The organism is Bradyrhizobium sp. 604_D8_N2_3 (assembly GCF_051810765.1).
Taxonomy (GTDB): domain Bacteria; phylum Pseudomonadota; class Alphaproteobacteria; order Rhizobiales; family Xanthobacteraceae; genus Bradyrhizobium; species Bradyrhizobium barranii.
This window is the reverse complement of sequence record NZ_JBPWPM010000001.1, coordinates 8,471,454-8,496,120: the sequence shown is the minus strand read 5'-3', so window position 1 is coordinate 8,496,120 and position 24,667 is coordinate 8,471,454. Positions and strand designations below refer to the sequence as shown.

Annotated in this window: 25 protein-coding genes and 1 tRNA gene; 9 read left to right on the top strand and 17 right to left on the bottom strand. The window is 64.6% G+C overall.

Features of this window, described 5'->3' with window-relative positions; genetic code table 11:
• Window positions 1-53: 53 nt before the first annotated feature.
• Window positions 54-944 (bottom strand): N-formylglutamate amidohydrolase, encoded by an 891-nt coding sequence (locus AB7245_RS40855; protein WP_014491809.1) that lies wholly within the window; start codon window positions 942-944, stop codon window positions 54-56.
• A gap of 329 nt (window positions 945-1,273) precedes the next feature.
• On the opposite strand from AB7245_RS40855, the gene cpdR reads away from it, so the two are divergent.
• Both cpdR and AB7245_RS40845 read left to right on the top strand, forming a co-directional pair.
• On the top strand, window positions 1,274-1,633 hold the full coding sequence (gene cpdR / locus AB7245_RS40850) for a cell cycle two-component system response regulator CpdR (protein ID WP_007597092.1): 360 nt from the start codon (window positions 1,274-1,276) through the stop codon (window positions 1,631-1,633).
• A 73-nt stretch (window positions 1,634-1,706) separates the two neighbouring features.
• Window positions 1,707-1,781: transfer RNA gene (locus AB7245_RS40845), tRNA-Val, on the top strand.
• A 218-nt stretch (window positions 1,782-1,999) separates the two neighbouring features.
• Here the strand turns inward: AB7245_RS40845 and AB7245_RS40840 are convergent.
• Both AB7245_RS40840 and AB7245_RS40835 read right to left on the bottom strand, forming a co-directional pair.
• A complete protein-coding gene (locus AB7245_RS40840; protein ID WP_085398768.1) occupies window positions 2,000-2,524 on the bottom strand; it encodes a DUF4440 domain-containing protein in 525 nt (174 codons plus the stop codon).
• Between the two features lie 159 nt (window positions 2,525-2,683).
• Window positions 2,684-3,982, bottom strand: coding sequence for a heme-binding protein (locus tag AB7245_RS40835; protein WP_085398762.1), 1,299 nt, complete (start codon window positions 3,980-3,982; stop codon window positions 2,684-2,686).
• Window positions 3,983-4,454: 472 nt separating this feature from the next.
• Between AB7245_RS40835 and AB7245_RS40830 the strand changes: the two genes are divergently transcribed.
• The gene (locus AB7245_RS40830) at window positions 4,455-4,928 is read left to right on the top strand and encodes an L-2-amino-thiazoline-4-carboxylic acid hydrolase (protein WP_085398769.1); all 474 of its coding nucleotides are present in this window, start codon (window positions 4,455-4,457) and stop codon (window positions 4,926-4,928) included.
• Between the two features lie 11 nt (window positions 4,929-4,939).
• Complete coding sequence (locus AB7245_RS40825) at window positions 4,940-5,185, top strand: hypothetical protein (protein WP_085398770.1); 246 nt, start codon at window positions 4,940-4,942, stop codon at window positions 5,183-5,185.
• Between the two features lie 126 nt (window positions 5,186-5,311).
• On the opposite strand, the gene AB7245_RS40820 is transcribed toward AB7245_RS40825, so the two are convergent.
• Both AB7245_RS40820 and AB7245_RS40815 read right to left on the bottom strand, forming a co-directional pair.
• Window positions 5,312-5,545 (bottom strand): tautomerase family protein, encoded by a 234-nt coding sequence (locus AB7245_RS40820; RefSeq protein ID WP_439035595.1) that lies wholly within the window; start codon window positions 5,543-5,545, stop codon window positions 5,312-5,314.
• Entirely contained in the window at window positions 5,542-5,790 is a 249-nt protein-coding gene (locus AB7245_RS40815; protein ID WP_439035594.1) for a tautomerase family protein, read from the bottom strand. The genes AB7245_RS40820 and AB7245_RS40815 overlap by 4 nt, the downstream gene beginning before the upstream one ends.
• A 344-nt stretch (window positions 5,791-6,134) precedes the next feature.
• On the opposite strand from AB7245_RS40815, the gene AB7245_RS40810 reads away from it, so the two are divergent.
• The gene (locus tag AB7245_RS40810) at window positions 6,135-6,377 is read left to right on the top strand and encodes a hypothetical protein (protein WP_085398765.1); all 243 of its coding nucleotides are present in this window, start codon (window positions 6,135-6,137) and stop codon (window positions 6,375-6,377) included.
• Window positions 6,378-6,388: 11 nt separating this feature from the next.
• Here the strand turns inward: AB7245_RS40810 and AB7245_RS40805 are convergent, their stop codons facing one another.
• Window positions 6,389-6,856 carry an NUDIX hydrolase gene (locus AB7245_RS40805; protein WP_085398766.1) on the bottom strand — a complete coding sequence of 156 codons (468 nt, stop codon included), beginning with the start codon at window positions 6,854-6,856 and terminating at the stop codon, window positions 6,389-6,391.
• Between the two features lie 230 nt (window positions 6,857-7,086).
• Between AB7245_RS40805 and AB7245_RS40800 the strand changes: the two genes are divergently transcribed.
• Window positions 7,087-7,509: a RidA family protein gene (locus AB7245_RS40800; protein ID WP_063985690.1), complete on the top strand. Its 423-nt coding sequence runs from the start codon at window positions 7,087-7,089 to the stop codon at window positions 7,507-7,509.
• 12 nt (window positions 7,510-7,521) lie between these two features.
• On the opposite strand, the gene AB7245_RS40795 is transcribed toward AB7245_RS40800, so the two are convergent.
• Window positions 7,522-8,610 (bottom strand): enolase C-terminal domain-like protein, encoded by a 1,089-nt coding sequence (locus AB7245_RS40795; RefSeq protein ID WP_085398771.1) that lies wholly within the window; start codon window positions 8,608-8,610, stop codon window positions 7,522-7,524.
• Window positions 8,611-8,805: 195 nt separating this feature from the next.
• Here AB7245_RS40795 and AB7245_RS40790 point away from each other — a divergent pair, with 195 nt between their 5' ends.
• Window positions 8,806-10,368: an adenylate/guanylate cyclase domain-containing protein gene (locus AB7245_RS40790; RefSeq protein ID WP_085398767.1), complete on the top strand. Its 1,563-nt coding sequence runs from the start codon at window positions 8,806-8,808 to the stop codon at window positions 10,366-10,368.
• A gap of 353 nt (window positions 10,369-10,721) precedes the next feature.
• On the opposite strand, the gene AB7245_RS40785 is transcribed toward AB7245_RS40790, so the two are convergent.
• The 5 genes from AB7245_RS40785 to AB7245_RS40765 form a co-directional block, all read right to left on the bottom strand.
• Window positions 10,722-11,945: an ABC transporter substrate-binding protein gene (locus tag AB7245_RS40785; protein WP_135214796.1), complete on the bottom strand. Its 1,224-nt coding sequence runs from the start codon at window positions 11,943-11,945 to the stop codon at window positions 10,722-10,724.
• 381 nt (window positions 11,946-12,326) lie between these two features.
• Window positions 12,327-13,259, bottom strand: coding sequence for an alpha/beta hydrolase (locus AB7245_RS40780; protein ID WP_085403430.1), 933 nt, complete (start codon window positions 13,257-13,259; stop codon window positions 12,327-12,329).
• Between the two features lie 143 nt (window positions 13,260-13,402).
• Window positions 13,403-13,918 carry a hypothetical protein gene (locus tag AB7245_RS40775; RefSeq protein ID WP_094184312.1) on the bottom strand — a complete coding sequence of 172 codons (516 nt, stop codon included), beginning with the start codon at window positions 13,916-13,918 and terminating at the stop codon, window positions 13,403-13,405.
• 20 nt (window positions 13,919-13,938) lie between these two features.
• Entirely contained in the window at window positions 13,939-15,561 is a 1,623-nt protein-coding gene (locus AB7245_RS40770) for a flavin monoamine oxidase family protein (RefSeq protein WP_135214797.1), read from the bottom strand.
• A gap of 328 nt (window positions 15,562-15,889) precedes the next feature.
• Entirely contained in the window at window positions 15,890-16,459 is a 570-nt protein-coding gene (locus AB7245_RS40765) for an alpha-ketoglutarate-dependent dioxygenase AlkB (protein ID WP_085403428.1), read from the bottom strand.
• Window positions 16,460-16,538: 79 nt separating this feature from the next.
• Here AB7245_RS40765 and AB7245_RS40760 point away from each other — a divergent pair, with 79 nt between their 5' ends.
• Entirely contained in the window at window positions 16,539-16,679 is a 141-nt protein-coding gene (locus tag AB7245_RS40760) for a hypothetical protein (RefSeq protein WP_007597071.1), read from the top strand.
• Here AB7245_RS40760 and AB7245_RS40755 read toward each other — a convergent pair.
• The 3 genes from AB7245_RS40755 to AB7245_RS40745 are packed head-to-tail and all read right to left on the bottom strand — an operon-like array spanning window position 16,676 to window position 20,476.
• Complete coding sequence (locus tag AB7245_RS40755; RefSeq protein WP_085403427.1) at window positions 16,676-18,262, bottom strand: ATP-binding protein; 1,587 nt, start codon at window positions 18,260-18,262, stop codon at window positions 16,676-16,678. The genes AB7245_RS40760 and AB7245_RS40755 overlap by 4 nt on opposite strands.
• A complete protein-coding gene (locus tag AB7245_RS40750; RefSeq protein WP_085403426.1) occupies window positions 18,259-18,963 on the bottom strand; it encodes a response regulator in 705 nt (234 codons plus the stop codon). Before AB7245_RS40750 ends, AB7245_RS40755 begins: the two co-directional genes overlap by 4 nt.
• A gap of 16 nt (window positions 18,964-18,979) precedes the next feature.
• On the bottom strand, window positions 18,980-20,476 hold the full coding sequence (locus AB7245_RS40745; protein ID WP_085403425.1) for a DUF4153 domain-containing protein: 1,497 nt from the start codon (window positions 20,474-20,476) through the stop codon (window positions 18,980-18,982).
• A 189-nt stretch (window positions 20,477-20,665) separates the two neighbouring features.
• Between AB7245_RS40745 and AB7245_RS40740 the strand changes: the two genes are divergently transcribed.
• On the top strand, window positions 20,666-22,030 hold the full coding sequence (locus tag AB7245_RS40740) for a glycoside hydrolase family 3 N-terminal domain-containing protein (RefSeq protein ID WP_085403424.1): 1,365 nt from the start codon (window positions 20,666-20,668) through the stop codon (window positions 22,028-22,030).
• Here the strand turns inward: AB7245_RS40740 and AB7245_RS40735 are convergent.
• Window positions 22,006-23,628, bottom strand: coding sequence for an ABC transporter substrate-binding protein (locus tag AB7245_RS40735; protein WP_085403443.1), 1,623 nt, complete (start codon window positions 23,626-23,628; stop codon window positions 22,006-22,008). The genes AB7245_RS40740 and AB7245_RS40735 overlap by 25 nt on opposite strands.
• A gap of 108 nt (window positions 23,629-23,736) precedes the next feature.
• Entirely contained in the window at window positions 23,737-24,627 is an 891-nt protein-coding gene (locus tag AB7245_RS40730) for a LysR family transcriptional regulator (protein WP_439035593.1), read from the bottom strand.
• Window positions 24,628-24,667 lie beyond the last annotated feature (40 nt).

Below are 24,667 nucleotides of genomic sequence, written 5' to 3'. Positions count from 1 at the left end.
CAGCTTGATCTGATGTTTGATCGGCGGCGCGATCGCGCGGCGACGGCTCGCTATTATTCCGCCGCGGCCTGGAACGGGCCGAGATCGCCGAACGGGATCGTCGTCGCCAGCACGTCGGCGAGCACGCCGAAGTCGCTTGCCACTTGCGCAAAGCGCGGACTGCGCTCGCGCCGCCGCTCGTCCATGTAGATCGCGCGGTTGAGCTCGAGCTGCACCGCGTGCAGCCCGCTCGCGGGGTTGCCGTAATGCTCGGTAATGAATCCGCCGGCATAGGGCTTGTTGCGGCCGATCGAATAGCCGAGCCCGCCCATGGTCTCCTCGACCCTGTCCGGAAGCAGCGGCGTGCAGCTCGTGCCGTAGCGGTCGCCGATCACGATGTCGGGCCGCCGCGGCTCGTCCCTGCTGACGCCGACCGAGGGCATCGAGTGGCAGTCGACCAGCACCACGGTGCCGAACATCTGGTGCACCTTGTTGATCAGCCGGCGCAGCGCGCGATGATAGGGCTTGTAGAGCGTCTCGATCCGCGCCAGCGCATCGTCGACCAGGATGCGTTCGCGATAGATCTCCTGGCCGTCGCCGACCACGCGCGGGATGGTGCCTAACCCGCCGGCGACCCGCATCGAGCGGGTATTGGCAAAGCTCGGCAGCCGTCCGGTGAACATGCGGGGATCGAGCTCATAAGGCTCGCGATTGACGTCGACATAGGAGCGGGGAAAGTTGACCCGCACGGTCGGAAAGCCGCGCTCGCTCAAATGGCCGATCAGCTCGTCCATGAAGGAATCTTCGGACCGCCGCAGCGTCGTCAGGTCGATCCTGGAGGCGCTGAGGAATTCGTCCGGATAGGTCGAGCCGGAATGGGGCGAGTTGAAGATGACAGGCGCGCGCCATTGCGCGGGCTCCACGATCTCGAAGGCGGGCGACACGTCGCCGTCAAACCGGGTCATCTTCTCAGGCTTCGTCCCTTCGCGCCGCGGGATCCGGGTCTCGGATCGAATTGATTCGGCCGGTGGAGCGGCTCTTATGTGTCGTCATTGTCTGGAATCGCAACCATTCTGCCAAGCGAAAAGATGTGATCGGCGCTGGAACATGTCTTAACCGTGTGGGCAGGGAAGCGGGGATGCGCCAGCGCGGCTCGATTGATTCGTGCCGCATTCGGGTTCACAAGGGACCGGCAGCGCAGCCAGCCCAGGGTAAAGATTTTCACCCCAAATTTACCCTCTGTCGGGCTTAGTAACCTCTGCTGATATCCTCTGGGGATTTGACGTTTCCTGCCATGCCCAAAATCCTGCTCGCCGAAGACGACAACGACATGCGCCGTTTCCTGGTCAAGGCGCTGGAAAACGCTGGTTTTCAGGTCTCGTCCCATGACAACGGCATGGCCGCCTATCAGCGGCTCCGGGAAGAGCCGTTCGAGATGCTGCTGACCGACATCGTGATGCCGGAGATGGACGGCATCGAGCTCGCCCGCCGGGCCTCGGAACTCGACCCCGACATCAAGATCATGTTCATCACCGGCTTCGCCGCGGTCGCCCTGAACTCGGATTCGGACGCCCCCAAGAACGCCAAGGTGCTGTCCAAGCCCGTGCATCTGCGCGAATTGGTCAGCGAAGTGAACAAGATGCTGGCGGCCTAAATCGGCCCCCTTCGGTCCTTGCACCGGCTCCCCTGAGCCGTTATAGGGACCCGACCCGATCTAGAGACATCTAGGGCGCGTAGCTCAGCGGGAGAGCACTACCTTGACATGGTAGGGGTCACAGGTTCGATCCCTGTCGCGCCCACCATCCTTCGCTCGCGATAGCGAGAGAAGGATGCCACGCCGAAGCCCAAAGGGCGCAGGCGGGCTGCCCGCGGCGAGCTTCGGCCAGGCAAGCCCAAACAATCCGCGATTGCGAAGCCTGCGTGTAGCCCGGATGGAGCGAAGCGCAGTCCGGGGTGTATCCTCTCCGACGCTGTCCCGGATTACGGTGCGCTCCATCCGGGCTACGATTCTGGATCGCGGCTATTTCAGTTCCGTGTTCGCGACCGGCAGGACCGAGGCGACGGACCAGCCGTTCGCATCCCGCACGTAGGTCTGGCTGATCAGAAACGTATTCTGTTGGGCCGGCTTGCCGGGAAGGCCGCGCGTGAAGACGATGGGAACGAGGACCTGCATCACCTCGTTCGAGATCACGGCGACGTGGAATTTCGACATATCGGGTTCGAGGTGCCAGGTGCCCTCGTAGTAGCCCTTGAAGCGGTCCGCGACCGCATCACGGCCTCTGGTTTCGATGCCTCTCGCAAACAACAGCGTGCCGGGCGAATTCCACAGCATGGCCTTCACATCGTCCGCGTTGTGCGCATTCTGCGCGGCAATGAATTTTTCGAAGATGGTTCGCGCCTCGGCATCATCTGCCGCGGCCAGCGCCGGCCCGGCTGACCAGGCGGTCGCCGCGAGAAACAGCGCTGCAGCAATTGCCGCAACATGACCGCGCCGTGCAAATCGTCGTAGCCTGATGGAGCCGCGAGACATCTTGGAAGGGGGCATGATCATCTCTCTTTTGGATGACAATGATCATACCATTGATCGTGCCGCCGGCTTTTCAGGATCGCGCGAGCGGCGGTCACCGTCGCATCACGGATGCGTTGGTTCAGGCCACGTCCGATACCGCGGACGTGGCGCATCGTCGTCACACCGCCATCCGCCTCACGTCAGCGGCAACAGATGATCCGGGATCGGCACGGGTGCGGCCGGCACCAGCGATGCGACCGAGACGTGCGGCCAGGTCAGCCCGGCGAAATCCAGCATGACCTTCTGTGAATACTGGATCTGCGTCGTCGCCACCCTGACGTGGCCGCCCTTGAATCCCTTGTTGGGCACGAACGGGATCGCGGCGACGAAGCTCGGAACCAGCGGCACGTTGCTCCTCTGGCGCGGTTGCAGGATCACCGGCGGCGTTCCGGGCGGCAGGGCCGGCACGTCGATGTCGTAAACCACCGTCTCGATCCAGAACACTGCGTCCATCTGGAAGGCGTTGGCGTTCGAGCCATTGCCGCCCGGTGTCGGAACGGGCAAGCCCTGAAGGAACGCGATGTTCGCGGCGCCGCCGGCAAAGCTCGGCGCCTGCGGATGCGGGCCGGGCGAGGGGATGGCCGGCAAGGGGCCGCCGGACAGCGGTGTGCCGGGCTTCGTCGAGGTCTCGATGACGATGGTCTGCGTGATGGTCTGATGCGCGATCTGATCGCGCAGCACCGTGTTCGGGTCGGTGATCATCGCCTGGGTGAGCTTGCCGGAAGCCATCAGTGCGGTCAGATCCTGAGGTAGCCTGCGAGTCGTCTTGTTGGTCGCGGTCTGGTTCTGGAATGTGATCTTGTTGCCCGGATTGCCGCCGATGAACGGTGTGATGTCGATGGCCGCGATGGTTGGCTTACCGGCGACCGGAGGCAGCGCGGTGCCTTGCGCAGTGATCGTCGTGCCGTGCGGGATCGACGCCATGCGCGCGACGGTGAACGGCTCGTGCGGATTGGTGGTGGCGGGCACCGCCAGCCAGATGCCGGGTTCGAAGTGAATGCCCACGGGCGTTCCCGTGGTGATGTCGTTGATGGTCTGGAGATACGGCACGCCGTTGAGGAATGCATCTGCCTGCTGCAGCGAGCCGCGATTGGGGATCGAGCCAAGATTGTTCGAGAACGACATCGTCTCGTCGGTGAGATTCAGCTCCAGCACGTTGTCGTCGGGGTCGGTGGTGCTGATCGGCCCCGGCATCGGCGTCGGCGTGATCTTGCTGTCGGGCCGGAAGATCGTATTGAATCCCTGTCCTGTGAAGGTGCCCGTGAAGGCCGACAGCGGACCGAGGATGGGCGGCAAGGTGACCGGCGGACGCGCAGCTCGCGCGGCGGCCCCCGCGGCGGGCTGCGCGGCGTCCCTGAACACCTCGTCGACCTCGTGGATGGAGAAATTCGCGGTCTTGGTGAATGCACTGGTGAGTGGTTTGGGCTCGTCCATGGTGATCCCTCGCGGTGCTGCAACTGTCGATGCCGGCATTTCCCCGGGCCGGCTGTCCGGGCAGGTGAGTCCTGCGCTATTGCGCCTCGTGATCCCGATCGCGTCTCGTGATCCGCCCGATGCCGGGCATGACAACATCGTTCACGCGCGCTCATGCGCGCGTGCCGACTACGAACATTGATCGGCCCTACGTTGTTGGCCGGGCCGGATACTGAACGGATCTGCGTGAATCGATCGTGATTTTCAACTTGTGGTTCGGGCAAATATGCGGTCGGGAAATAGCCGAGCCCTGCGAACTGAGTGAAGCATTGCTTCCTTCTCCGTGCTCGAAAATGAGATCATCAAAATGGAGGTCGGGCGCCTGGCCGGCTTCGGTTATGCTGGGCTATCATACAACCTTAAGATGGTCGCAAATGTGTGCCAGGTCACAGGGCCAAAGAGTCGCAGCAACGAGAGACGAGCGAGGCTGCCCATGAGCGTTTCCGTCATCGAGCAAGCAAAGATCCAGGCGCAGGTGCTGGTGCCGCTGGTCAAGGCATTGCAGGCCGAGCTCGGCGAGGCGCGCGCCAACGCGCTGGTGCGCAAGGCGCTCGGCGATCTCTATCGCGGCTTCGGTGAGGAGTTCTGGAAAACGAAGAACGAGACCGATCTCGGCAACGCTGTATCGTCGGCGTTCAAGACCTATGCCCGCGACGACGCGCTCGCCTATGACGTCGTCGAGCAGACGGCGGACACCTTCGCGTTCGACGTGACGCGATGCGCCTATGCCGAGTTCTACAAGGCGCTGGGCGAACCGGAGCTCGGCTTCCTCCTGGTCTGCACCGCCGATTTCGCGACCGCGGAAGGGTTTGGTCCCGACGTCAGGCTCACGCGCACGCAGACGATCATGCAGGGCGCCAGCCATTGCGATTTTCGCTACCGGCGCGATGCGGGGGGATCACGGTGAAGGGAATGCAAATGATGCGGGCAAGCTGCCTTGCCATGGCTGCGCTGGCGCTGATGGCATCACGCGCCGATGCGGCGATCATCGATTGGCAGGCCGAGCTCCAGCGCTGCCGCGTGCTGCGGCAGAACGTGGCGCCGCTGCTTCAGGCCGGCGAGGGAATATCCGCCGTCGGCCGCTCCAACAGATCCGTCCGTCGCTGCATCTGGATCCAGCGCATGGCGGTGCGCAAGAAAATCCCCGGCGCGGAGGCGTGGTAGCAGGCGCCCGTCAGGTGGACTGGCTCTTCTGCCGGAGCAGCAGGTCCTTCAGTCCTGTCGGATAGAGGCTCGGTCCGCCCTGCGGAGCGGCGTCTTGCGTCGATCGACAGTCCTGCGGGCGTCGCCTCAGCCGGCGGACACGCCCGGCTTGAACAGGGCTCCGACCGGCAGCTTTTCCTGGAGGTCATACGAACTCGGCCGGTTCTCCTTGACCCATCTTGTTTCGGCGTGGGATTCGAATGGCGGCGGAATTTGCCCCTGAATCGACCAAAGGTCGGCCGGTAGCTCGTCGATGGTGACCTCCCAGTCGTATCCCCGGTCCTTGACGTAGGGCGCGATCAACTTGTCGACTGCTTTCACCCACCATTCCCTGATGACGGGCCGGGCATCGTCCTCGCCATGTGGTCGATCTTGAAGCGGACGAATTTCTCGTGCGAAGCTCCGCCGACATAGACCGAACCTGCGGCGACTTCCTCGAAGATCATCACGGCGTAGAATTTCGGGATGGGAATCCTCGCATACATTGCGGTGACCTTCTCTGCGAATTCCTTCTTGTCATGAGCCGAGTAGGCCCCGACGGGGTGATAGACTTTCCACAACGGCACTCGAGTTCTCCTTGACGTTGGCTGGTTCTTAGGGAAGCCCGCGCAGCATTTGGTATGATGGGGATAATATCACTGACTGCGCCGTCGGCTCTTCAGGATCTGGCGACCCGCGGTAACCGCTGAATCACGTCTGCGTTGGCTCAGCCTTGTTGGGGCCGCCACAGCTGGGCGAGCCGGAGCTCGGCTTTTCTCCTTTGTCTGCACTTCCGACTTCGCGACTGCGGAAGGGTCCGGCCCCGACGTCAAGCTGACGCGGGCGCAGACCATCATGCAAGGCGCGCGAGCCATTGCGACTTCCGCTACCGGCGCGACGCGGGGGGATCACAGTGAAAGGAATGCGAACGATGCGGGCGACCTGTCTTGCAATGGCTGTGCTGGCGCTGATGGCGTCATGCGCGGATGCGGCGGTGATCGACTTGCAGGCCGAGCTCCAGCGCTGCCGGGCGCTGCGCGCGAACATCGCGCCGCTGCTTCAGGCCGGCGAGGGGATATCCGCCGTCGGCCGCTCCAACAGATCCGTCCGTCGCTGCATCTGGATCCAGCGCATGGTGGTGCGCAAGAAAATCCCCGGCGCGGAGGTTTGGTAGCCAGGCGCCCGTCAGGCGGACTGGCGCTTCCGTCGGAGCAGTACATCCTTCAACCCGTTCGGATAAAGGCTCGGCCCGCCCTCGACGTCGAGCTCCGCAAGATCGAACCAGCGTGCGACGATCTCTTCGCCGTTATCCTCGCGGAAGTCGATGCGGTCCTGGCCGCTGAACGCGCCGTCTGGAAGCGCGACCTCGGCGATGAACATCACCTCATGCCCGGTCGATCCCTCGTGCAAAAAAATGTTCTCCATCACCAGCGGCTCGCCCGTGATGGTGATGTCCACGCCGAGCTCTTCGTTGAATTCGCGCACCAGCGCAGTCCGCCAGCTCTCGCCGAACTCGATCTCGCCGCCGAGCGGGCGAACGCCCTTGATCCGCGCCGCATCGTCGCGCACCTCGGCCGCCAGCAGCCGCCCGCCCCGCCAGTGCAGGCCGAGCGCGACGACGCGGATGTGAGGGTGGGGCCGCCACGTGGACATGGGGGCATCGTTATCGTGCCCGCCGGCGCTGCGCAATGCGCGGTGGCGAGGCCTTGTCGGGCTTGATCCGCACTGCCTTCGGCATGCAAATGCTTCGCAGCCTTGATCCGTGAACCTCCGCCTGCCATTGTCCGGTCATCCATGACGGCGACGAGCCTGGTGAGATACAATTTGCGGGGTTCGGCGAAACGTGTCGCTTCGCCGGACGTGACGAGAAGGCAGTTTTCGAGATGAACAGCGTGAACAAGCCCGGCGGCAACTATTTGCCGGTGATCATCCATGGTGGAATTGCGTATGTCAGTGGTCAGCTGCCGCGTCGCGGTGAGGACCTGCTGTATGCGGGCAAGGTCGGCGCAAATGTCGATATCGCGGCCGCGCAGGAGGCCGCTGCTCTTTGCGCCGATCTCTGCATTTCGGCCATCAACCACGCAACAGGCGGAGAGGACAGGATCGTCCAGGTCCTGCAGCTCGTTGGATACATTGCTTCAGCGCCCGGATTTACCCAGCAGTCGCAAGTCATGAATGGGGCCTCCGACCGGCTGATCGAGCGCTTGGGCGATCGCGGTCGTCACACGCGCACGTCTGTCGGCGTCGCCGAGTTGCCGCGGGGCGCTCCCGTCGAGCTGAGTATGATTGCCGCTGTTCGGTCGTAAGAGGCGGTCTTATCAGACGAGATACTTCTTCACCGCTGCCTCGTCCCACGCGATCCCGTTGCCGGGCTCCTCGCCCGGCAGGGCAAAGCCGTCCTTGATCGTCAGCCGTGTCGCCAGCACCGCGTCGGCCCAGTCGACATATTCCAGCCAGTGCGCGGTCGGCGTCACGCAGAGCAGGTGCGCGCTGACCTCCGAGAACAGGTGCGTCGACATCTCGATGCCGGCGGCATGTGCGAGCGAGGCGGCGCGGAGCCACCCGGTGACGCCGCCGATGCGCTGCACGTCGGGCATCACGTAGTCGCAGGCCTCAGCGGACAGCGCCGCCTGCATCGAGAAGGCGCTGTCAAAATTCTCGCCGATCTGGACCGGCGTGCGGAGCGCATCCGCAATGCGCGCGTTACCAGCGTAATCGTCGTGGCGGATCGGCTCCTCGATCCAGGTCAGCCCCTCGTCGTCGAGCATCTCGCCGCGGCGGATGGCCTCGGTCACCGTCAGGGCCTGGTTGTAGTCGCACATCAGCGTGACCTGATCGCCGACGGCCTTGCGCACCGCGCGCACCACGGCGAGATCCTCCCGCGCATCGGGCCGGCCGACGCGGATCTTTGCCGCGTGAAAACCTTCGGCCAGCAGCTTGTGGGCTTCGTCCACCGCGGCGCCCGCCGGCATGATGCCGAGTCCCTTCGAATTGTAGGCCCTGACCGGCTTCGGCGCGCCGCCGAGCAGGCGCGCCAGCGGCAAGCCTTTGCTGCGCGCCAGCGCATCCCATGCCGCCATGTCGATGCCGGATTGCGCCAGCCGCTGCAGGCCGGCGAGGCCGAGCAGGGTGAAGCGCTGGGTCAGCTTGCGCTCGATCTCGAACGGCAGCAGCTCGTCGCCGGCGACGAGCTCCGACATTTCCGTGACCATCGCCGTCAGCGGCTTCAAGGCCGACGGCGTGATCGAGAACAGATAGGCATGCCCCACCGCGCCCTGGTCGGTCTCGCAGTCAATCAGCACCAGCGGCGCCTTTGCGACCGCGCCGGTCGAGGTCTTGAGCGGCAAATTCATCGGCACGATCACGGGGCGCGCATTGAAGCGCCTGATGCGGATGGTCTCGGTCATATGGAGGATCTCCCGGCGGAGTGAATGCAGGTTCATGCCGATCTTAAACATTCGCCATGAAACGAAAAGCCATTTGCTGCGACCCACCATGAAATGGGGTTGCGCGGCCTCGCATTTGCGGGCTCTGTGCCGCCGCAAGCTCTTGCCGCGAATTCCCGGGATTTGCGTCAAGATCGCACACGACGGAGCCACAGGGTGAAACAAGAGATCTCCGAAGAACAGCGCAAGAGCGGCATCCTCACGGGGGCCGTGATCGCCTTGCTCCTGCTCGCTTTGCCGGTCGCGGTGTGGCTGGACCTGACCGACCTCAGCAAGACCGCGCTGCGCCGGCAGGCCGCCGACCTCAACTCGGTGATCACGAGCGTGCGCAGCTACTATGCGTCCAACGTGGTCGGCCGCATCCTGGCTAACCCAAACGGCACCACCAGGGTCGTGCACAATTACGAATCCGTCCCCGGTGCGATCCCGATCCCGGCGACGCTGTCGCTGGAGCTCGGACGGGTGATCGGCGCGCAGCAGGAGAACATCGCCTACCGCTTCGTCTCGGATTTCCCGTTCCAGAACCGCGCCGCGCACCAGCTCGACAAGTTCGAGAAGGACGCGCTCGACGCGCTTCGCAAGGACCCCGAGCAGAAGATCGTCGAGACCGAGACCTCGCTGTTCTCCGACAAGGTCCGCCTGGTCGCGCCCGTCACGATGGGCCCGGCCTGCGTCAGCTGCCACAACAGCCACCCCGAGAGCCCGAAGAAGGACTGGAAGGTCGGTGACATCAGAGGCATCCAGGAGGTGATCATCGCGCAGCCGATCGCCGCCAACATCTTCTCGTTCAAGTTCCTGCTGGCCTATTTCCTGATCGCCGCCGGCTGCGGCCTGTCGTTCCTCTCGCTCCAGCGCCGCCAGGCCGGCCGTATCAAGGGCATGAACAAGGAGCTCGAATCCGCCAACGACTTTCTGGCTTCGTTGTCGATGAAGATCTCGCGCTACATCCCGCCGCAAGTCTACAAGAGCATCTTCAGCGGCCAGAAGGACGTCACCATCCACACCGAGCGCAAGAAGCTCACGATCTTCTTCTCCGATATCCAGAATTTCACGGCGACCGCCGAGCGGCTGCAGCCGGAATTGTTGACCCAGCTCCTCAACGAATACTTCACCGAGATGTCGGCGATCGCCCATGAATATGGCGGCACCATCGACAAATTCATCGGCGATGCCATGCTGATCTTCTTCGGCGACCCCGAGACCAGGGGCGACCGTGCGGACGCTGAGGCCTGCCTCCAGATGGCCTGGCGCATGCAGCAGCGTCTTGCCGAACTCAATGCGAAGTGGCGCGCCTCCGGCATCGAGCAGCCGTTCCGCTCGCGCATGGGTATCAATTCCGGCTATTGCAATGTCGGCAATTTCGGCAGCAGCGACCGCATGGACTACACCATCATCGGTGCCGAAGCGAACCTCGCCGCGCGTCTGCAATCGATCGCCGAGCCCGGCGGAATCGTGCTGAGCTACGAGACCTTCGCGCTGGTCAGCGACATCGTCCGCGCGCACGCGCTGCCCGCGATCACGATGAAGGGCATCAGCCGCGAAATCATTCCCTATTCGGTCGACGCGCTCAACGACGCTGCGGCGGAGAAGAGCGGTGTCATCACCGAGCGCGCGCCCGGCCTCGAGCTGTATCTCGACCCCGCCATGGTGAAGTCAGGCGATGCAGCACGCGTCCGCTCGCTGCTGGAAAACGCGCTGGCTTCGCTGAAGCCGGCGTGAAGGTGCTCTTACCCTCCCCTGGAGGGGGAGGGTCGATCGCGCGCAGCGCGAGCGGGGTGGGGTGATCTCTCAACACGGGCAGTGTTCGATGCGGAGAGACCGTCACCCCACCCCGCCTCATGTCTCGCTTCGCTCAACATGAGCCGACCCACGGGCGAGCTACGCTCGTCCCGGACCCCTCCAGGGGAGGGTAAGGGCCGACCTCTCACAACGCGACAGGTGCTCTCCCTCCCCCCTCTTGTCCGCCGCAGCCTTGGCGAAGGCGGATGCGGGGGAGGGCGGGGGAGAGGGGTGGCCCAGCAAAAGGTGCGTGCCTGAACGCCGCGCTGCACCAACCAGCGTCGACGCGAGACTCACCGCGCCGCGCCCTCCGTGAACGCGGTCTCGATCACATCGCCAAAAGGCTGCCAGGAACGGCCGTCGAACTGGACAAGCCGCATCTGCTTGATCGGCAGATAGCTGTTGGGCGAGGTGCTCATCCTGATGTTGGGCAACGCAACGGAGGGCTGCTGATCCCTCAGCGAAGCCGCCTGACGCATGATGTTCTCGCGCGACAGGTCGTCGCCGCATTGCTTCAGCACCTGTGTCAGCGCCTCGGCTGCGCCGTAGCCGTAGACCGCGGCGCTGTTGTTGGTGCTTTCGACGTGATGGTACTTGTCCATGAAGGCGAACCAGTCCTTCATGGCGGGGTCGTTCTTCCATGCGGGGTCGCTCGGATCCTTCAGGAAGGCCGCCGAGATCACGCCGGACGAATTCTCCAGGCCCGCGGGCGCCATCGCGTTGGCGATCGAGGCGGAGGCGTCGTTGACGATGATGACCGGGCGCCATTTGAGTGACGCCGCCAGCTTGATCACCTTGGACGCCGTCGACGGCACGCCGAGAAAGACGAAGATGTCCGCGCCCGCGCGCTTGAGGATCGAGACATGCCCTTCGAGATGCTCATCGGCAATGTCGAAGGCGATGTCGACGAGGACAAGGCGGTTCAGGTCGCCAAGACCTTCCTGGATGCCCCTGTAGAGCATGCGTCCGAACTGGTCGTTCTGCCAGAGCACCACGATCTTCTTCTTGGGGTAATAGGCCTGGATGTAGTTGGCATAGATGCGCCCCTCCGACCGGAACGACGGCTGCCAGCCCATGGTCCAGGGAAACGCCTTGGCCTGGCTCAGCTCCTCGTCGCCGGATGCGACGAACAGCTGCGGGATTCTCTTCTCGTTCAGGTACCAGCGCGTGGCGATATTGCCGGGCGTGCCGAACGAGCCGAACATCAGGTGTACGTCGTCCTTCTCGACCAGATTGCGCGTCAGCTCCAGCGCGGTGGCCGGATCGGAATTGTCGTCGCGCGTGATGAAGCGGATCTTGCGGCCGTTGATGCCGCCGCGCGCGTTGACCATGTCGAAATAGGCGGCCTCCGCCTGGCCGATGGCGCCGAATTCCGAGAGCGGTCCCGAATACGGCATCACGTTGCCGATGCGGATTTCATCGCCGCTCGCGGGTTGTTCGGCGTGTTGCTGGGACATCGCGCCAAGCGACGCGATAGCGATCATCGAAACGAACAGCATCCTGCCGATGACGCGCATGCTCGATACCTTGATATTGGCCCCTCCAAGAGGTCGGCTCAATCCGCACCAAGTCCGCTTGATCTACGTCAAGCGTTTGTCAAAGCTGTGGCTTGATCGCCCGCTTCAAGGCGACGCATCGCGAACGAAACGACAGCCGTGTTGACGGGCCATCAATCGACAGAGCGTGCCGTGTGGCACCCCTCTCCCTAACCCTCCCCCGCAAGGGGGGGAGGGAACGCATCTTTCGTTTGGCGAGTGACTCCATTCATTAGCGCGTCGGCGATGAGGGCACAGCGTGGCCACGTGCTCCGCTGCGCTCCCTCCCCCTTGCGGGGGAGGGCGGGGGAGAGGGGTGGCCCAGCAAAAGGTGAAAGTCGTCGCGCCGCCCGCAACGCGCCGCTACGGCAGCTCCCGCGCCTCGAGCTGATGCACCAGCAGCAGCGTCGGTTCGGCGAGGCTGTCGCCGGAGCCGTCGAGGCCGAAGGCGGCGGCGATGCCGTCGCGGCTGCGCAGCAGCGTGCTGCGCGGGCAGTGGCCGGCGCCGCACAGCGTCTTCTTCAAGGTCTCGCCCTGCGCCACGAGGCTCGCGGGATCGTTCGCGGCCCAGGCCAGCACGATCGGCGCATCGACGTTGAGGATGCCGGGGAAGACCGACCGCTTGTCATATTGGGTGGGGTCAGTGCCGAGATAGGCCTTCTCGCTGTCGCTCGCGTCCTTGCCCGCGCGGTAGATCCCGGACACCAGCACGACGGCGGCGACATCGGCGCGGTCGGTCTGGAACTCGGGATGCGCCAGCAAGGTGGCGACATGGAAGGCGCCGGCGCCGTAGCCGACCGCGACGATCTCGCGGGCATCGCCATTGAACAGGTCGATATTGCCGTGGACCCAGGATAGCGCCGCCGCGACGTCGGTTGCACCCATCGGCCAGGTCGCCGCAGGCGCAAAGCGATAGTTGACGCGCACGCCGATCATGCCGTTGCGCGCGGCAAAGCACATCGCCTGGTCCTGGACCTCGCGGGACAGGTCCGGCGCGCCGCGATCGCCGGTAAAGGTGTCGCCCCCCACGAACAGCAGCACGGGCCGGGGCGTATCCGCCTTGGTCTCGCTGCTGGTGGCGACGTCGAGCACATTGGCCTCGCTGTCGCCGTAGCGCAGCCCGCGCGAGAAGGAGATCTGCTCGCACAGCCGCGCGGTGCCACCGGCGGTCGTGTCGTTGTCGGTGAGGCCCACCCGGACGAGATTGGACGGCCCCGTGAGCCGCGCCGGCAATGGGCCGTGTGCCGAGGCTGCCGTCATGCCCAGGATGAGAAAGAAAGCGAGATAATTCTTCATGTTGGTATGTTGGTGCCGGCCCTGCGTGCCCGATATGGGTTCGCGCGTTTGGCCCGTCTTTTCAATTCGCCTTATTAGTTAGTTGGTCTTGAGGCGATTTCACGGCACCCGGTTTCTTGCCCATGTTCTTGCCCATGCGCGGTTCAATTCCCCGGCTGGAAGGTGCAGTCGGCTCCGCTCCCGTCCTTGCGGCGGATGGCATTGGGGTCGATCGTGCAGCTCAGCTTGCTCAGGCTCTCGAAGTTCGATCCCGCCGCACCATCGGGCGGAATGCCGGCGAGCGCTTCTGTCGCGAAAATTTCATTGGCCGTCGAGCCGTTCACGGTCCTGCTCTTCTTGCCGAAGGTCAGCTCGCAATTGCGTAACGTGATGTCGACATTGCCGGTGCGGCAGACGATTCTGTCCACAGTCACCACGATCGGCTTCTTGTAGGGAATCTCGGCATTGGCGGCGAACAGCATCGCCACCGCCTTCCTCTCGGCGCCGGTCAGGTCCGGCGACAGCGGCGCGATCACGCCCGCGAGCGCCAGCGCCGTCGAGCCCGAGACTTTCGCAGGCGTTGCCCCCGAGGCTCCGGTGGCGTTGAGCGCGCCGGCAAAAGCGAGCGCGGCGACGATGCGGGCCCAAATCCTGGATCGGGCCCTTGTCGTGAATGTCATTCGCGTCGCTTCCTCTCCGGTCACGGCTTCGCCGCCGCAAGGCGCCCCGAACCTATGACAGAATTGCTAGTCCGGGCAGAGCCATGCGCTTCAGGCTGCTTGTCGATGGCCTTGATGATCGCAGCCGCCGCCGTCTGGCCGGACTGGAGAGCCCCTTCCATGTAACCGAAATACGCAAAGCAGGTGTGCTCACCGGCAAAGAACAGGCGGTCCTCGAAGCCCTTGGCCAGCAACGGCCCGGCGAGGCAGACCTCGCCGGGGGCGGGACAGGAGTAGCCGGCGGCGGTCCATTCGTCGCGCGGCCAAGCCATGAACTCCGGCTGATCGGCCAGATGCGCGACATAGCCCTTGTAGACGCTGCCGATCTGCTGCGCGTAGAACAAGTCGACCTGCGTCTGGTCACCGGGCCGGTAGTGCTTGAGAGCTTCCGCCGCGACGTCGGCGCCGGCAAACAGGCTGAGCTCGACCGGTTGCTCCGGCGGGGCGATCTGGTTGTCCGTCCCTTCCCAGGTGACACCGAACTGGTTCGAGATGGCGGTCGGGGCGAGGCCCTCGCCGATCCAGAAGCGCTTCTTGAGCGGGCTGAGATATTTCACCGCCGTCCCCATCGTGACGTAGTAGTCGTGCGGCAGGTGGGGCGTGATCGTGATCTTGGCGTTGGGTGAGTCCGGCCACAGGCTCGGGGGTATCGCGAGCACGGCATAGTCGGCGGCGAAGGGCGCGCGTGCCGTTCCGTTGCCGGAGGGGCTGAATTCCAGGGTCACGCCTTCACTGTCGATGCGGATGGCGCGCACCGGCGTCGACAGGTGGGTGCTGGCGCCGTTGTCCTTGATGTCCTGCGCGAGACGAATGGCGAGCTCCTGATTGCCTTCCGAGCAGCGCAAAGTCTCGGTCTGGGTGAAGAAGGCGTCGATCTGGTCCTTCATCCGTCCGCCCGCGACGACGGCCAGATTAGCAAGAAGGCTCTGCTTGGTGGTCGGCTGGCCGGCGTCGTTGGAGAACTGCTCCTCCATGGCGTGCTTGGTGAGCTTCGAGCAGTCGAGGCTGGCGATCCACTCCGCAATCGTCCTGGCGTCGAGTTTCCTTGCGCCCTTGGCGCGCCAGGGCTTGTCAGGCTTGACCCTGCCGGCCCACCGACTGAGCTTGCCGAAAGCATCGTCCATCTCGTGATAGACCAGCTTCATCTGGCCGTCGGAGAGCTTGTGGCCGTCGAGAAACACCGGCATGTCGAGCTCGAGCGCGTCGAAATTGGTGTCCGAGGTGATGACGGACAGGCCGAGCTCGAACCGCTTGGCATATTTCAGCCAGAGCGGATGGTTGTAGCCGATCAGCTCGCCGCCGGCCTCGACGATCCCGCTCGGCTTCTTCTTGCTGAGAACCCGGCCGCCGAAGCGGTCGCGGGCCTCGAACAGCGTCACCTCGCAATGCGCGACGAGCTCGGAGGCCGCCATCAGGCCGGCGAAGCCGCCGCCGATGATCGCGACTTTCGGGCGTCGCACCGCCAGCGCGCGGAGCGCGGTGGGTGAGCGGATCGTGGGTGGGGTGGGTTGAAGGGCGAGCTTGTCCTTGACCCGCCGCTGGCGCTCCGCCCCCGAAATCCTGGGCCCGTAACGCCGGTGCAGCCGCGCAAACAGCGAACGCATCGCGAGCTTCCCTTGAAAATGTCTTCGGCCGGGACGGCGCCGTGCCGCGCCCTGAAATGCTGCAACATCGGCTAAAAATGGACCGGCCGATAGAATCGAGACTAACTTACAATCTTGCGGAGAGTCGAGTGGCGGCTTCTCTTCCGCCCGAAATCTTGCCCCTGCCCGGCAATTGAAGGGAAAATCCGCGAACCGCGCGGCGATTGCGCGGTGCGGCTGTTTTGGTCCGACGTGTCAAACATTTGGGGCGCGCGACCGCGGCCGCATGCCGGCCGCGCGTTCTACTGTGCATGGGGTTGTTTTCGCAGTTTTAGTTTTGGACCGGCCGTTACACCCGCTTCATCGTCCGGAAGGTGATGGAATAGCGGCGTGCCTCGACCGGCGGGATGCTGTGCTCCCATTGCGACCGCGCCTCGCCGTCCATCATGTAGAGCGAGCGCGGCAGGGCTTCGAGCGCGTGGCGCTTCCATTTGTCGCCGCTGCGGCGGCGGAAGCGGAATTTGCACGGCGAGCCCAGCGACAGGCCGAGGATCTCCTTGAAATGCGGCTTGTCGCGGTGCCAGCCGATGCCGACGCCGGTGTCATATTCGGTGCAGAGCACCTGCCGGACGCTGCCGCCAGCGAGGCCCGCCCAGGCCTCGACCTGCCGCACCACGGGCAGGACCCAGTCCGGGATCGGCTCGGCCTCGGCCAGCCGTTGCAGCGAATAATCATAACGATAGCCGAACGACGCCACCCGGCGGTTGCCCTCGAAGGCGCCGAACTGGAAGCGCTGCAGCGGCAATGCTGCGATGCGGCCGATCAAGTCCTGCTCGACGGCGGCCTCGACGAAGTCATCGGTATAGCGAAGCCCGCCAGGACCGGCTTGCGGTTCGGCGAACAGACCAAGTTGCATCATTCCTCGCATTTCCGTGATGGAACCTATTGGCGGCTGAAGCGACTTACATAGGACACGGAAAAAAACGTGCGAGGCTGTCATGGCAGAGAAGCATACCGCCGATCCGGCAGAGATCATGCGGGCGACCGGTCATCCCGAGCTGGAATATGCCGCCGGCTGGACCATCGCCGGTCTGGTCACCATCGGCACCATCGTCGCCGCCTGGGTGTTCGCGATCTAGGCTATCGGAAACTGGAGCTCGAAGGCCGCGCCCTCGTCGGTCGGCTTCAGCTTGATCGAGCCGCCATGGCTCGCCATCACCGCGCGCGCGATCGCCAGCCCCATCCCGGTGCCGCCCTGGTCGCGGCGGGTGGTGAAGAACGCATCAAAGATCCTGTCGCGGTTCGGCGCCGAAATCGGCTCGCCGTCATTGCAGACCGTCACAAGCAGGGTCGTCCGCTCGTCCACCGCCTCCAGCCTGATGGTCCTCGCCCGGTGCCGCATCGCGTTGTCGGCGAGATGCGACAGCACGATCAGCGCCTTCTCGCCGGACATACCGATCGTCCGATCGAGGCGGCCGCTGGCCTCGATTGAGCTTGCCGGAAACCGGCTCCTGAGGTCGGCGATCACGGGCGCAAGCTCGGTGCGTTCGTTCTGCGGCAGGCTTTCGGCGCGGGCGAGCTCGCGCAGCCGCTGCGCCATCGCCTCCAGCCGCTGCGTGTCCGACAGGATGTTGGCGATGAACGTCTTCTGCTCGGCCGGCGTCAGGCCTTCCGGCTTTCCTTGAAACGAATCCTGCAACAGCTCGGCCGCGCCCTTGATCGAGGTCAGCGGCGATTTCAGCTCGTGGGTGAGGTGGGCCGAGAACGTCGCGATATAGTCCGAGCGCCGCGCCAGCTGCTCGGCCATGCCGAGAAAACTGTGCGACAGCTGGGCGAATTCGCGGGTGCCGTAATGCCGGAGCGGCCGAAACGCCTCGCGATCGCCGCGGCCGATGCGCGCGGCGCGGTCGATCAGCTCGCGCATCGGCAGCGTGATGGTGCGCGAGAATACGAGGCCGATCGCGATCGTGCCGAGGATGACGGCGAGCCCCGCCAGCACGAACTTGGCCCGCTCCTGGTAGAGATGGTCAAAGATGTTGCTCGGCGTCCGCGTGGTGTAGATCACCCCGGCGACGCGGTTGTTGACGATGACGGGCATTGCCGAGAACACGTGCACGCCGAGGCCGCGGCTGAACGAATAGATTGGCGGCGGCGGCCGATCCGGGACGCGGTTGCGCAGCGTGGCGCGGTACTGCCCGTGCAGCGCGTCCGCGACCTCCTCGATATGGGCGAGCGATTGCCCGACCTCGTAGCGCCCGGCGATCACCACGCCCTGCGGATCGAGGATGCGAAAGCCCGCCAGCGTCACCTTCTGGGTCTCGCGGATGATCGGCGTCAGTCTTGCGCCGATCTCGACATAGGCTGGCTGCGCCGGCTGGGGCGCTGCTTGCGCATCCGGCCGCCGCCGCAAGAGATCGTTAGCGGTGAGGTCGAGCGCGGGACGGATCGGGGTGACCTGGTCGCCGGGGTCGGGCAGCACGTTGGGCGGCACCTCGGCGCCGAGTGTCAGGCCGCTGTCGAGCCGCGCTGTGACCTCCTGCGCATAGATCGTCGCGAGCACGCGGCTCTGCGCAATCAGCTCGGCCTGGGTCTGGCGGATGAGCTGGTTGTCGTAGAGGCGGAAGAAGAACAGGCCGACCAGCGGCAGCACGCCGACGGTCGCCAGCACCGTGAAGATCACGAGGGTGAGCGACGGCCGCCATTTGTCGGGCGCTGCGCTCATGCCTCTTTCTCGCAGCGGCCGAGCTTGAAGCCGACGCCGTGGATGGTCTCGATCACGTTGTCGCAGGCCAGCGCCGCGAGCTTGGCGCGGATGTTGCGGATGTGGCTGTCGATGGTGCGGTCGGAGACCTGGATGTTGAGCTGATAGGCCGCCCGCATCAGCTGCTCGCGGTTGAACACCGAGGTCGGCCGGGTCAGGAACGCGCGTAAAATGCCGAACTCGATCGCGGTCAGCTTTAGCGGCGTGCCGGCGAAGGTCGCGACATGCTGTTCGGGATCGATCAGCAGGCCGCCTTGCGACAGCGCGCCCGGCCCGGCCTTGGCCTCGCCATTGCGCGGGCTGAGGCGGCGCAGGATGACGTTGACCCGCGCCACCAACTCGCGCGGGCTGAACGGCTTCGTCACGTAATCGTCGCCGCCAATCTCGAGGCCGAGGATGCGGTCGATCTCCTCGTCGCGTGCCGACAGGAACAGGATCGGCACGTCGGAGGTCTTGCGGATCTCGCGGCAGACGTCGAGACCGTCGAACTCAGGCATGCCGATGTCGAGCACGATCAGATCGGGCCTGCCGGCGGCAAAGCGGGCGAGTGCCTCCTTGCCGTCGCGCGCCTCGATCACGTCCATGCCGGCCTTCTTCAAGGCGACGCGGATGACCTCGCGGATGTGGCCCTCGTCGTCGACGATGAGAATGCGATGCGCCAAGAACCTCTCCGCTTCCTCAGCCTGCCTGCTGATCCTTCGCCCGCGCGTCCAGCCTGCGCTGGAGCCGCCAGCTCCGAAAGCCCCAGCTCCGCCAGGCCAGATCCTGGCGCTGCTGTTCTACAAGGCGGTCGCGGCGCGACACAAGGCAGCTCTCGGGGGCGCCGGGCCGGAGCAAGATGGCCTTGTCGATGGCAGGCAGCGCCTGCGGCCCGAGCGTCAGGAGATAGTTGATGTCGATCTGCACGCCTTTGCCCGATGCTTCCCGGCTGTGGGTGACATTGTAGTCGGCAATGAACGCATCGAAGTTCACAAGCGAGCAGCCATAGAGCACGATCGCCAGCGCGATCAGATTGGCACCGACCAGCCATTGGTTGGACCGGTTGAGCGCGATGCGCGCCAAGATCAGGACCAGCCCGAGCGCCACCAGCCCCATCCAGATGAAGGCCGCGATCCGCCAATAGGTCAGCATGTAGATGTCGACATAGAGATCGAGGCGGAGGATGGAGGAGGCGACGAGCAGCACGTTCTGCCCGACCCAGAGATAGACCAGCGGCCGGATCACCTTCGATTTCTCGGCCGCCCCGCCCGGGCGCATCGCGACCAGCACGAAGGCAGCGGCGAGCAACGCCGTCGCTATCAGCGGATAGGCGCCGCGATGGGCGTAGGCCGCATAGGTCAAATTGTCGGGCAGCGCCACATGGCCCCAGAGATAGATGCCGTCGAGGATGGACTGCGCCGCGAACAGCAGGTTGAACAGGATCAACGAGCGCAGAATGGTGGAGGGGTTCAGAAATTCGGCCGAGACCAAGGGCGGGAGCGGGGGCGGCACGGGGCCGTCGGCAACGGCGGTGGTGACAATCGTCCTGCGCCGCCAGCGCACATGGATGAACGGCCAAACCAGCGCCAGCATCATGGCCCAGAACAGCAGGCGCGGGATGCTGATATATTCGAGGATGAGCTTTGGATTGAGCAGGGACACCCACTGCTCGATCACCGGATTGGCCGCAGCGAACAGCGCGACGAAGACGGTGCTGAGCGTTGCCGGGAGCAGCCAGAGTGCAAGGCCGCGGGTGAACGCCGACATGTTGAAGACCTGGAGCGCCTCGAGGAAGAACCTGAAGGGACCGAACAGGACAAAGTTGCGCAGCGCGCGGGCACGCTCCGTGAGCTCGGTCGTTTCCGGATTGGTCGCGATCAAATGCGCAATGGCCAGCGCCATGGTGAGGATCAGGAAGGACAGCATGTTGAGCTCCTCGATGGCCGGAACGAGGCCGGCGACGAGAATGGCCGTGCCGATCATGGCGCGCCGCAGATCCAGGGCCGCATGATTGAAGAGCACCGACACGCAGGCCATCGCGATCGCAAAGAGCGTCAGCGACAGCCCGATCCGCTGGCCGTAGAACAGCCAGTCGGCGAGCGTGGCCAGCACCAGCGCGAGGCCGACCTTGGCCGGGATCGAGGAATGCCTGATCGGCTGGATTTCCGCTGCTATCGTCGAAGCCAGGCTCGTCATGTCCAAATGACCTTTCGTGATGGGTGGCATCACGAAGTCTGAACGGCGCTTGTGCAGAAGGCGGGACCATCGTCTGCACGGTTTCAGGAGTCTTTTGCAGTTTTCGTGCAGGCGCGCGTTTGCCTCTCGCACAGCGTGATTCGCTTTGATAGGTGCGAAGCATTCGCCACTCATAGCGTGTGACGCATCATGCAATTCCTCGGTCGTATCGGTCTCGTCCTGCTCTGGCTGGCCGCGCCTCTCGTCGCATTCGCGGCCGCCAACAAGAACGATCCCTATCTGGTCCCGCTGCGCGGCGCGGGAAACCTCGCGCTTGTCGTCGCAAGCCTCGCGATCGTCATCCTGCTGCTACGCAAAGGGCGTTGGCGTACCATCGCGGGCAAGCTGCTCGTCGTGCTCTGGTGCCTGCCGCCGGTCCTGATGTCGGCGGCGCATCTGAAGTTCGAGCTGCGCAAGCACGACGTGCTCGCCGCGAGCGCCACCGAGGCGCGTCAGCTCGGACCTCACTTCATGGTGGGCTATTCCTCCTTTCCCGAGGTTGCGCGCCTTGCCGAGCAGGGCTTGATCGGCGGCGTCTACGTGACCCGGCGCAACATCCACGGCCGGACCGTCGAGACGTTGCGCGCCGAGATCGCGGCGCTCCAGGACAAGCGGCGCGCCGCCGGCCTGCCGCCGCTGGTCGTTGCGGCAGACCAAGAGGGCGGCATCGTCGGACATCTCGCGCCGCCGCTGACGAAGGTGCCGGCGCTGGCGACGCTCAGCGGGCTCGCCCCCGACGAACAGCAGGCCAGGGCCCAAGAGTTCGGCCGTATCCACGGCCGCGAGCTCGCCGGGCTCGGCGTCAACCTCAACCTCGCGCCGGTGCTCGACCTCAAGCCGCCGGTTCGGCGCAATCGTCTCGATTTTCACACGCTGATCGGTCAGCGCGCGATCGCGACCGACCCTGCCGTCGTCAGCACGATCGCGAGCGCCTATGTGCGCGGGCTGGAAGAGTCAGGCGTCGGTGCTACGCTGAAGCATTTTCCCGGCATCGGCCGCGTCCGCACGGACACGCATCATTTCAGCGCCAAGCTCGATACGCCGGTAAAAGAGCTCGAAGCCACCGACTGGCTGCCGTTCCGCGAGGTGTTGTCGCATTCGCGCAGCGCGCTCATGGTTGGGCACGTGACGCTCACGACCGTCGATCCCGATCGCGCCGCCTCGCATTCGAAACGCGTTATTGATGGCATCATCCGCGACAAGTGGGGTTACCAGGGCATGGTGATGACCGACGACCTCGTGATGGGTGCGATCTACCAGCACGACGTCTGCAAAGCCGTGGTCGAGGCGATCAACGCCGGCGTCGATTTGCTGCTGGTTGCCTATGACGGCGCGCAATTCTACCGGGTCTTCGCCTGTGCGCTGGATGGGGCGCGGCAGGGCAAGCTCGACGCCGCGATGCTGCGCACCAGCGCGGCACGGTTGGCGCTGGGCTTTCCGACCGAGCAGGCGCGGGCCGCCTCGGACGTCGTCCGCGTTGTCGAGCGGCATCAGCCCTTCGCGAACTGGCGGTAGTCGGGTTCGCGGTGAAACCAGAACTCGTAGCCGGTGATGGCCTTCTGCATGGCGACGTCGTGGATCGGCTGGTTGAGCGGAACGACGGGAACGTCGCGCATGCAGAGCGCGATGAAATCCTTCACGCACCGGTCGTATTCCGCCGCATCCGCCGTGAAGCGCGCCTTGTCGATCAGCGCGTCCATCGCCTTGTTCTGGTATGACGAGATGTTGAAGATCGAATTGTTGCCGTGGAAATTCCAGTAGAAATAGTACTCGGGATAATCGAGCCAACCGCTGAAGCGGTTGAGCGCGAGCGGCAGCTCCTTCTTGTTCAGCGTCGTGCGCCAGTTCGCGCCGGGGATTTTTTCGATGGACGCCTTGATGCCGATCTTGGCGAGGTTCTCCTGGATCAGAATGGCGGTCGGCTCGCCGACGGTCGCAGTGCCCGTGTCGAGCGACAAGGTCGTCTCCAGGCCAGACTCAAAGCCTGCTTCCTTCATCAACGCCTTGGCCTTGTCGAGATCGGTGACATAGGGAAACGGCTGCGGCCAGACCGGCTTTGAGACTTCGGCGGCTCCGCCATACATAGGAACGGCGCGGCCGAAGAACGCGCTGCTCTGGATCTGCTCATAAGGCATCGCCCAGGCGATGGCCTGCCGTAGCTTCACATTGTCGAACGGCGGCTTCGCCGTGTTGAGTGCGATGTACCAGAGCGCATTCGGGATCGGCACCCCCGATACCTTGACCTTGCCCTCCCGAATGATCTGCTCGAAATCGCGCGGCGCAAAGCCGCTGGAAATATCCGCATCGCCCCGCTCCAGCATCGCGCGGCGCGTGCCGGCCGAGGGGACGTCGCGCGCGATCACGCGCCTGATCTTCGGCAGCGGTCCGCTCTTCCAGTCGTCGAAGCGCGCCAGCACGGTCTCGCTTCCTGGCTTCCAGCTTTCGATCCTGTAGGCGCCGCCACCGGCCTCGTTGGTCCTCAGCCAAGCCAGCGCCCAGGGATCTTCCGCCGTCGCGTTCTTCTTGGCGAGTTCGGAATTGATGATAAAGGGCACGACGACGGCGACGTTGAACAGCAGCATCTTGTCCTTGCGGATATAATCGATACGGAAGGTGTGATCGTCGACCACCACGAACTGCTCGGGCTTCTCCAGCGAACCCGCCGACATCTGGAAGGTCGGAAAGCCGCCGACCTTCACGGCGCGGTCGAACGACCATTTGACGTCCTTGGCGGTAACAGGCGTGCCGTCGTGGAATTTCGCGTCCTTGCGAAGCTTGAAGGTGCAGGACATGTCGTCGGCTGCGACCTCCCAGCTCTCGGCGAGTTCAGGCGCGAGCTTCTCGCGATCATAGGACGCGGTCCCGTCGGGCAACGTCTTGGAGGCGTAGGTCAGCAGGCGGTCGTAGCAGTTCCAGGACAGGCCGTTCACGGTCTGGTTGGAGCCGACGCCCTGCATGTCGAGCGAGTTCGGCCCGAGCTCCTGCACCACCAGCAGTGTCTCGCTACGCCCTTGGGCGGTGGCGAAGCGAGGTGCGATGGCGGTCAATCCAGCTGCGCCAAGGCCTCCCAGCAACACATTGCGGCGGCTGATGTCGAAAGACGATGCATTCATCGATGCCTCCTTGAGCCAATTGCGACCAAAGGAGGCAAGCGCCATGCCAGTAAATGCGACGCATGGTGTCGCAGCCCGCTGTGCCCGCGGAACGGCCCGGCGCGTCGCTCATGGCGTCTGCTTCATGTCGGTCGCGAGATAGTCCACCAGAGCGCGCACCTTGGTCGAGGGGCGGCGGCCACCCGGGAAGACGGCGTAGACGTCGATGGGCGAAAGCTTGTAGCTCTTCAACAGGGGGACCAGCGTGCCGGCGGCGATCTCGGGTCCGGCCATGATTGGCGATGTGATCGCGATGCCGAGCCCCGCCTGCACACAGGCGAATACGCCGGGGCCGGAATCGGTGGTGATGCGGCCGCGGACATCGACCGATGTCTCCGTTCCGTTCCGCGTGAACGACCAACTGGTGCGGCCGGACTGGCCTGGTCCGAAAATGCAATCGTGGGACGCGAGGTCCGCCGGCGTTTTCGGTGTGCCACAGATGGCAAGATAAGACGGCGATGCCACCACGAGGCGCGGCAATATCCCGAGACTTCGCGCGCCAAAGCCGGAGTCGTTGAGCAGGCCGAGCCGAATGGCGACATCGGTCCCCTCGGCGACGAGGTCCTGGCGTTCGTCGACCACGGATAGCTCGACGCGCAGCAGCGGATGCGCAGCCAGGAATTTCGGCAGGCGCGGGATGATGTTCCGGGCGCCGTACATGACGGGCATCGTGATGCGGATCGTGCCACGCAGCGAGTCGATGCCGCGCGCGGCGTCCTCGGCGTCCTCGATATCGGCCAGCACTTCGCGTGCGCGGGTGAGGAACAGCGCGCCGGCGTCGGTGACGGTGATGCGGCGCGTGGTTCGCAGCAGCAGCTTGACGCCCAGCCGGGTCTCCAGCTCGCCGATGATGCGGGACACCGAGGGCTGCGACAGGCCGAGCTCGCGTGCGGCCTTCGAAAAGCTGCCGCTCTCCGCCGCGCGGACGAACACGGCCAATTCTTGCAGTCGATCACTCATTTGAAATCCAGATAAATGTTGTCCGTATCGACCGTATACC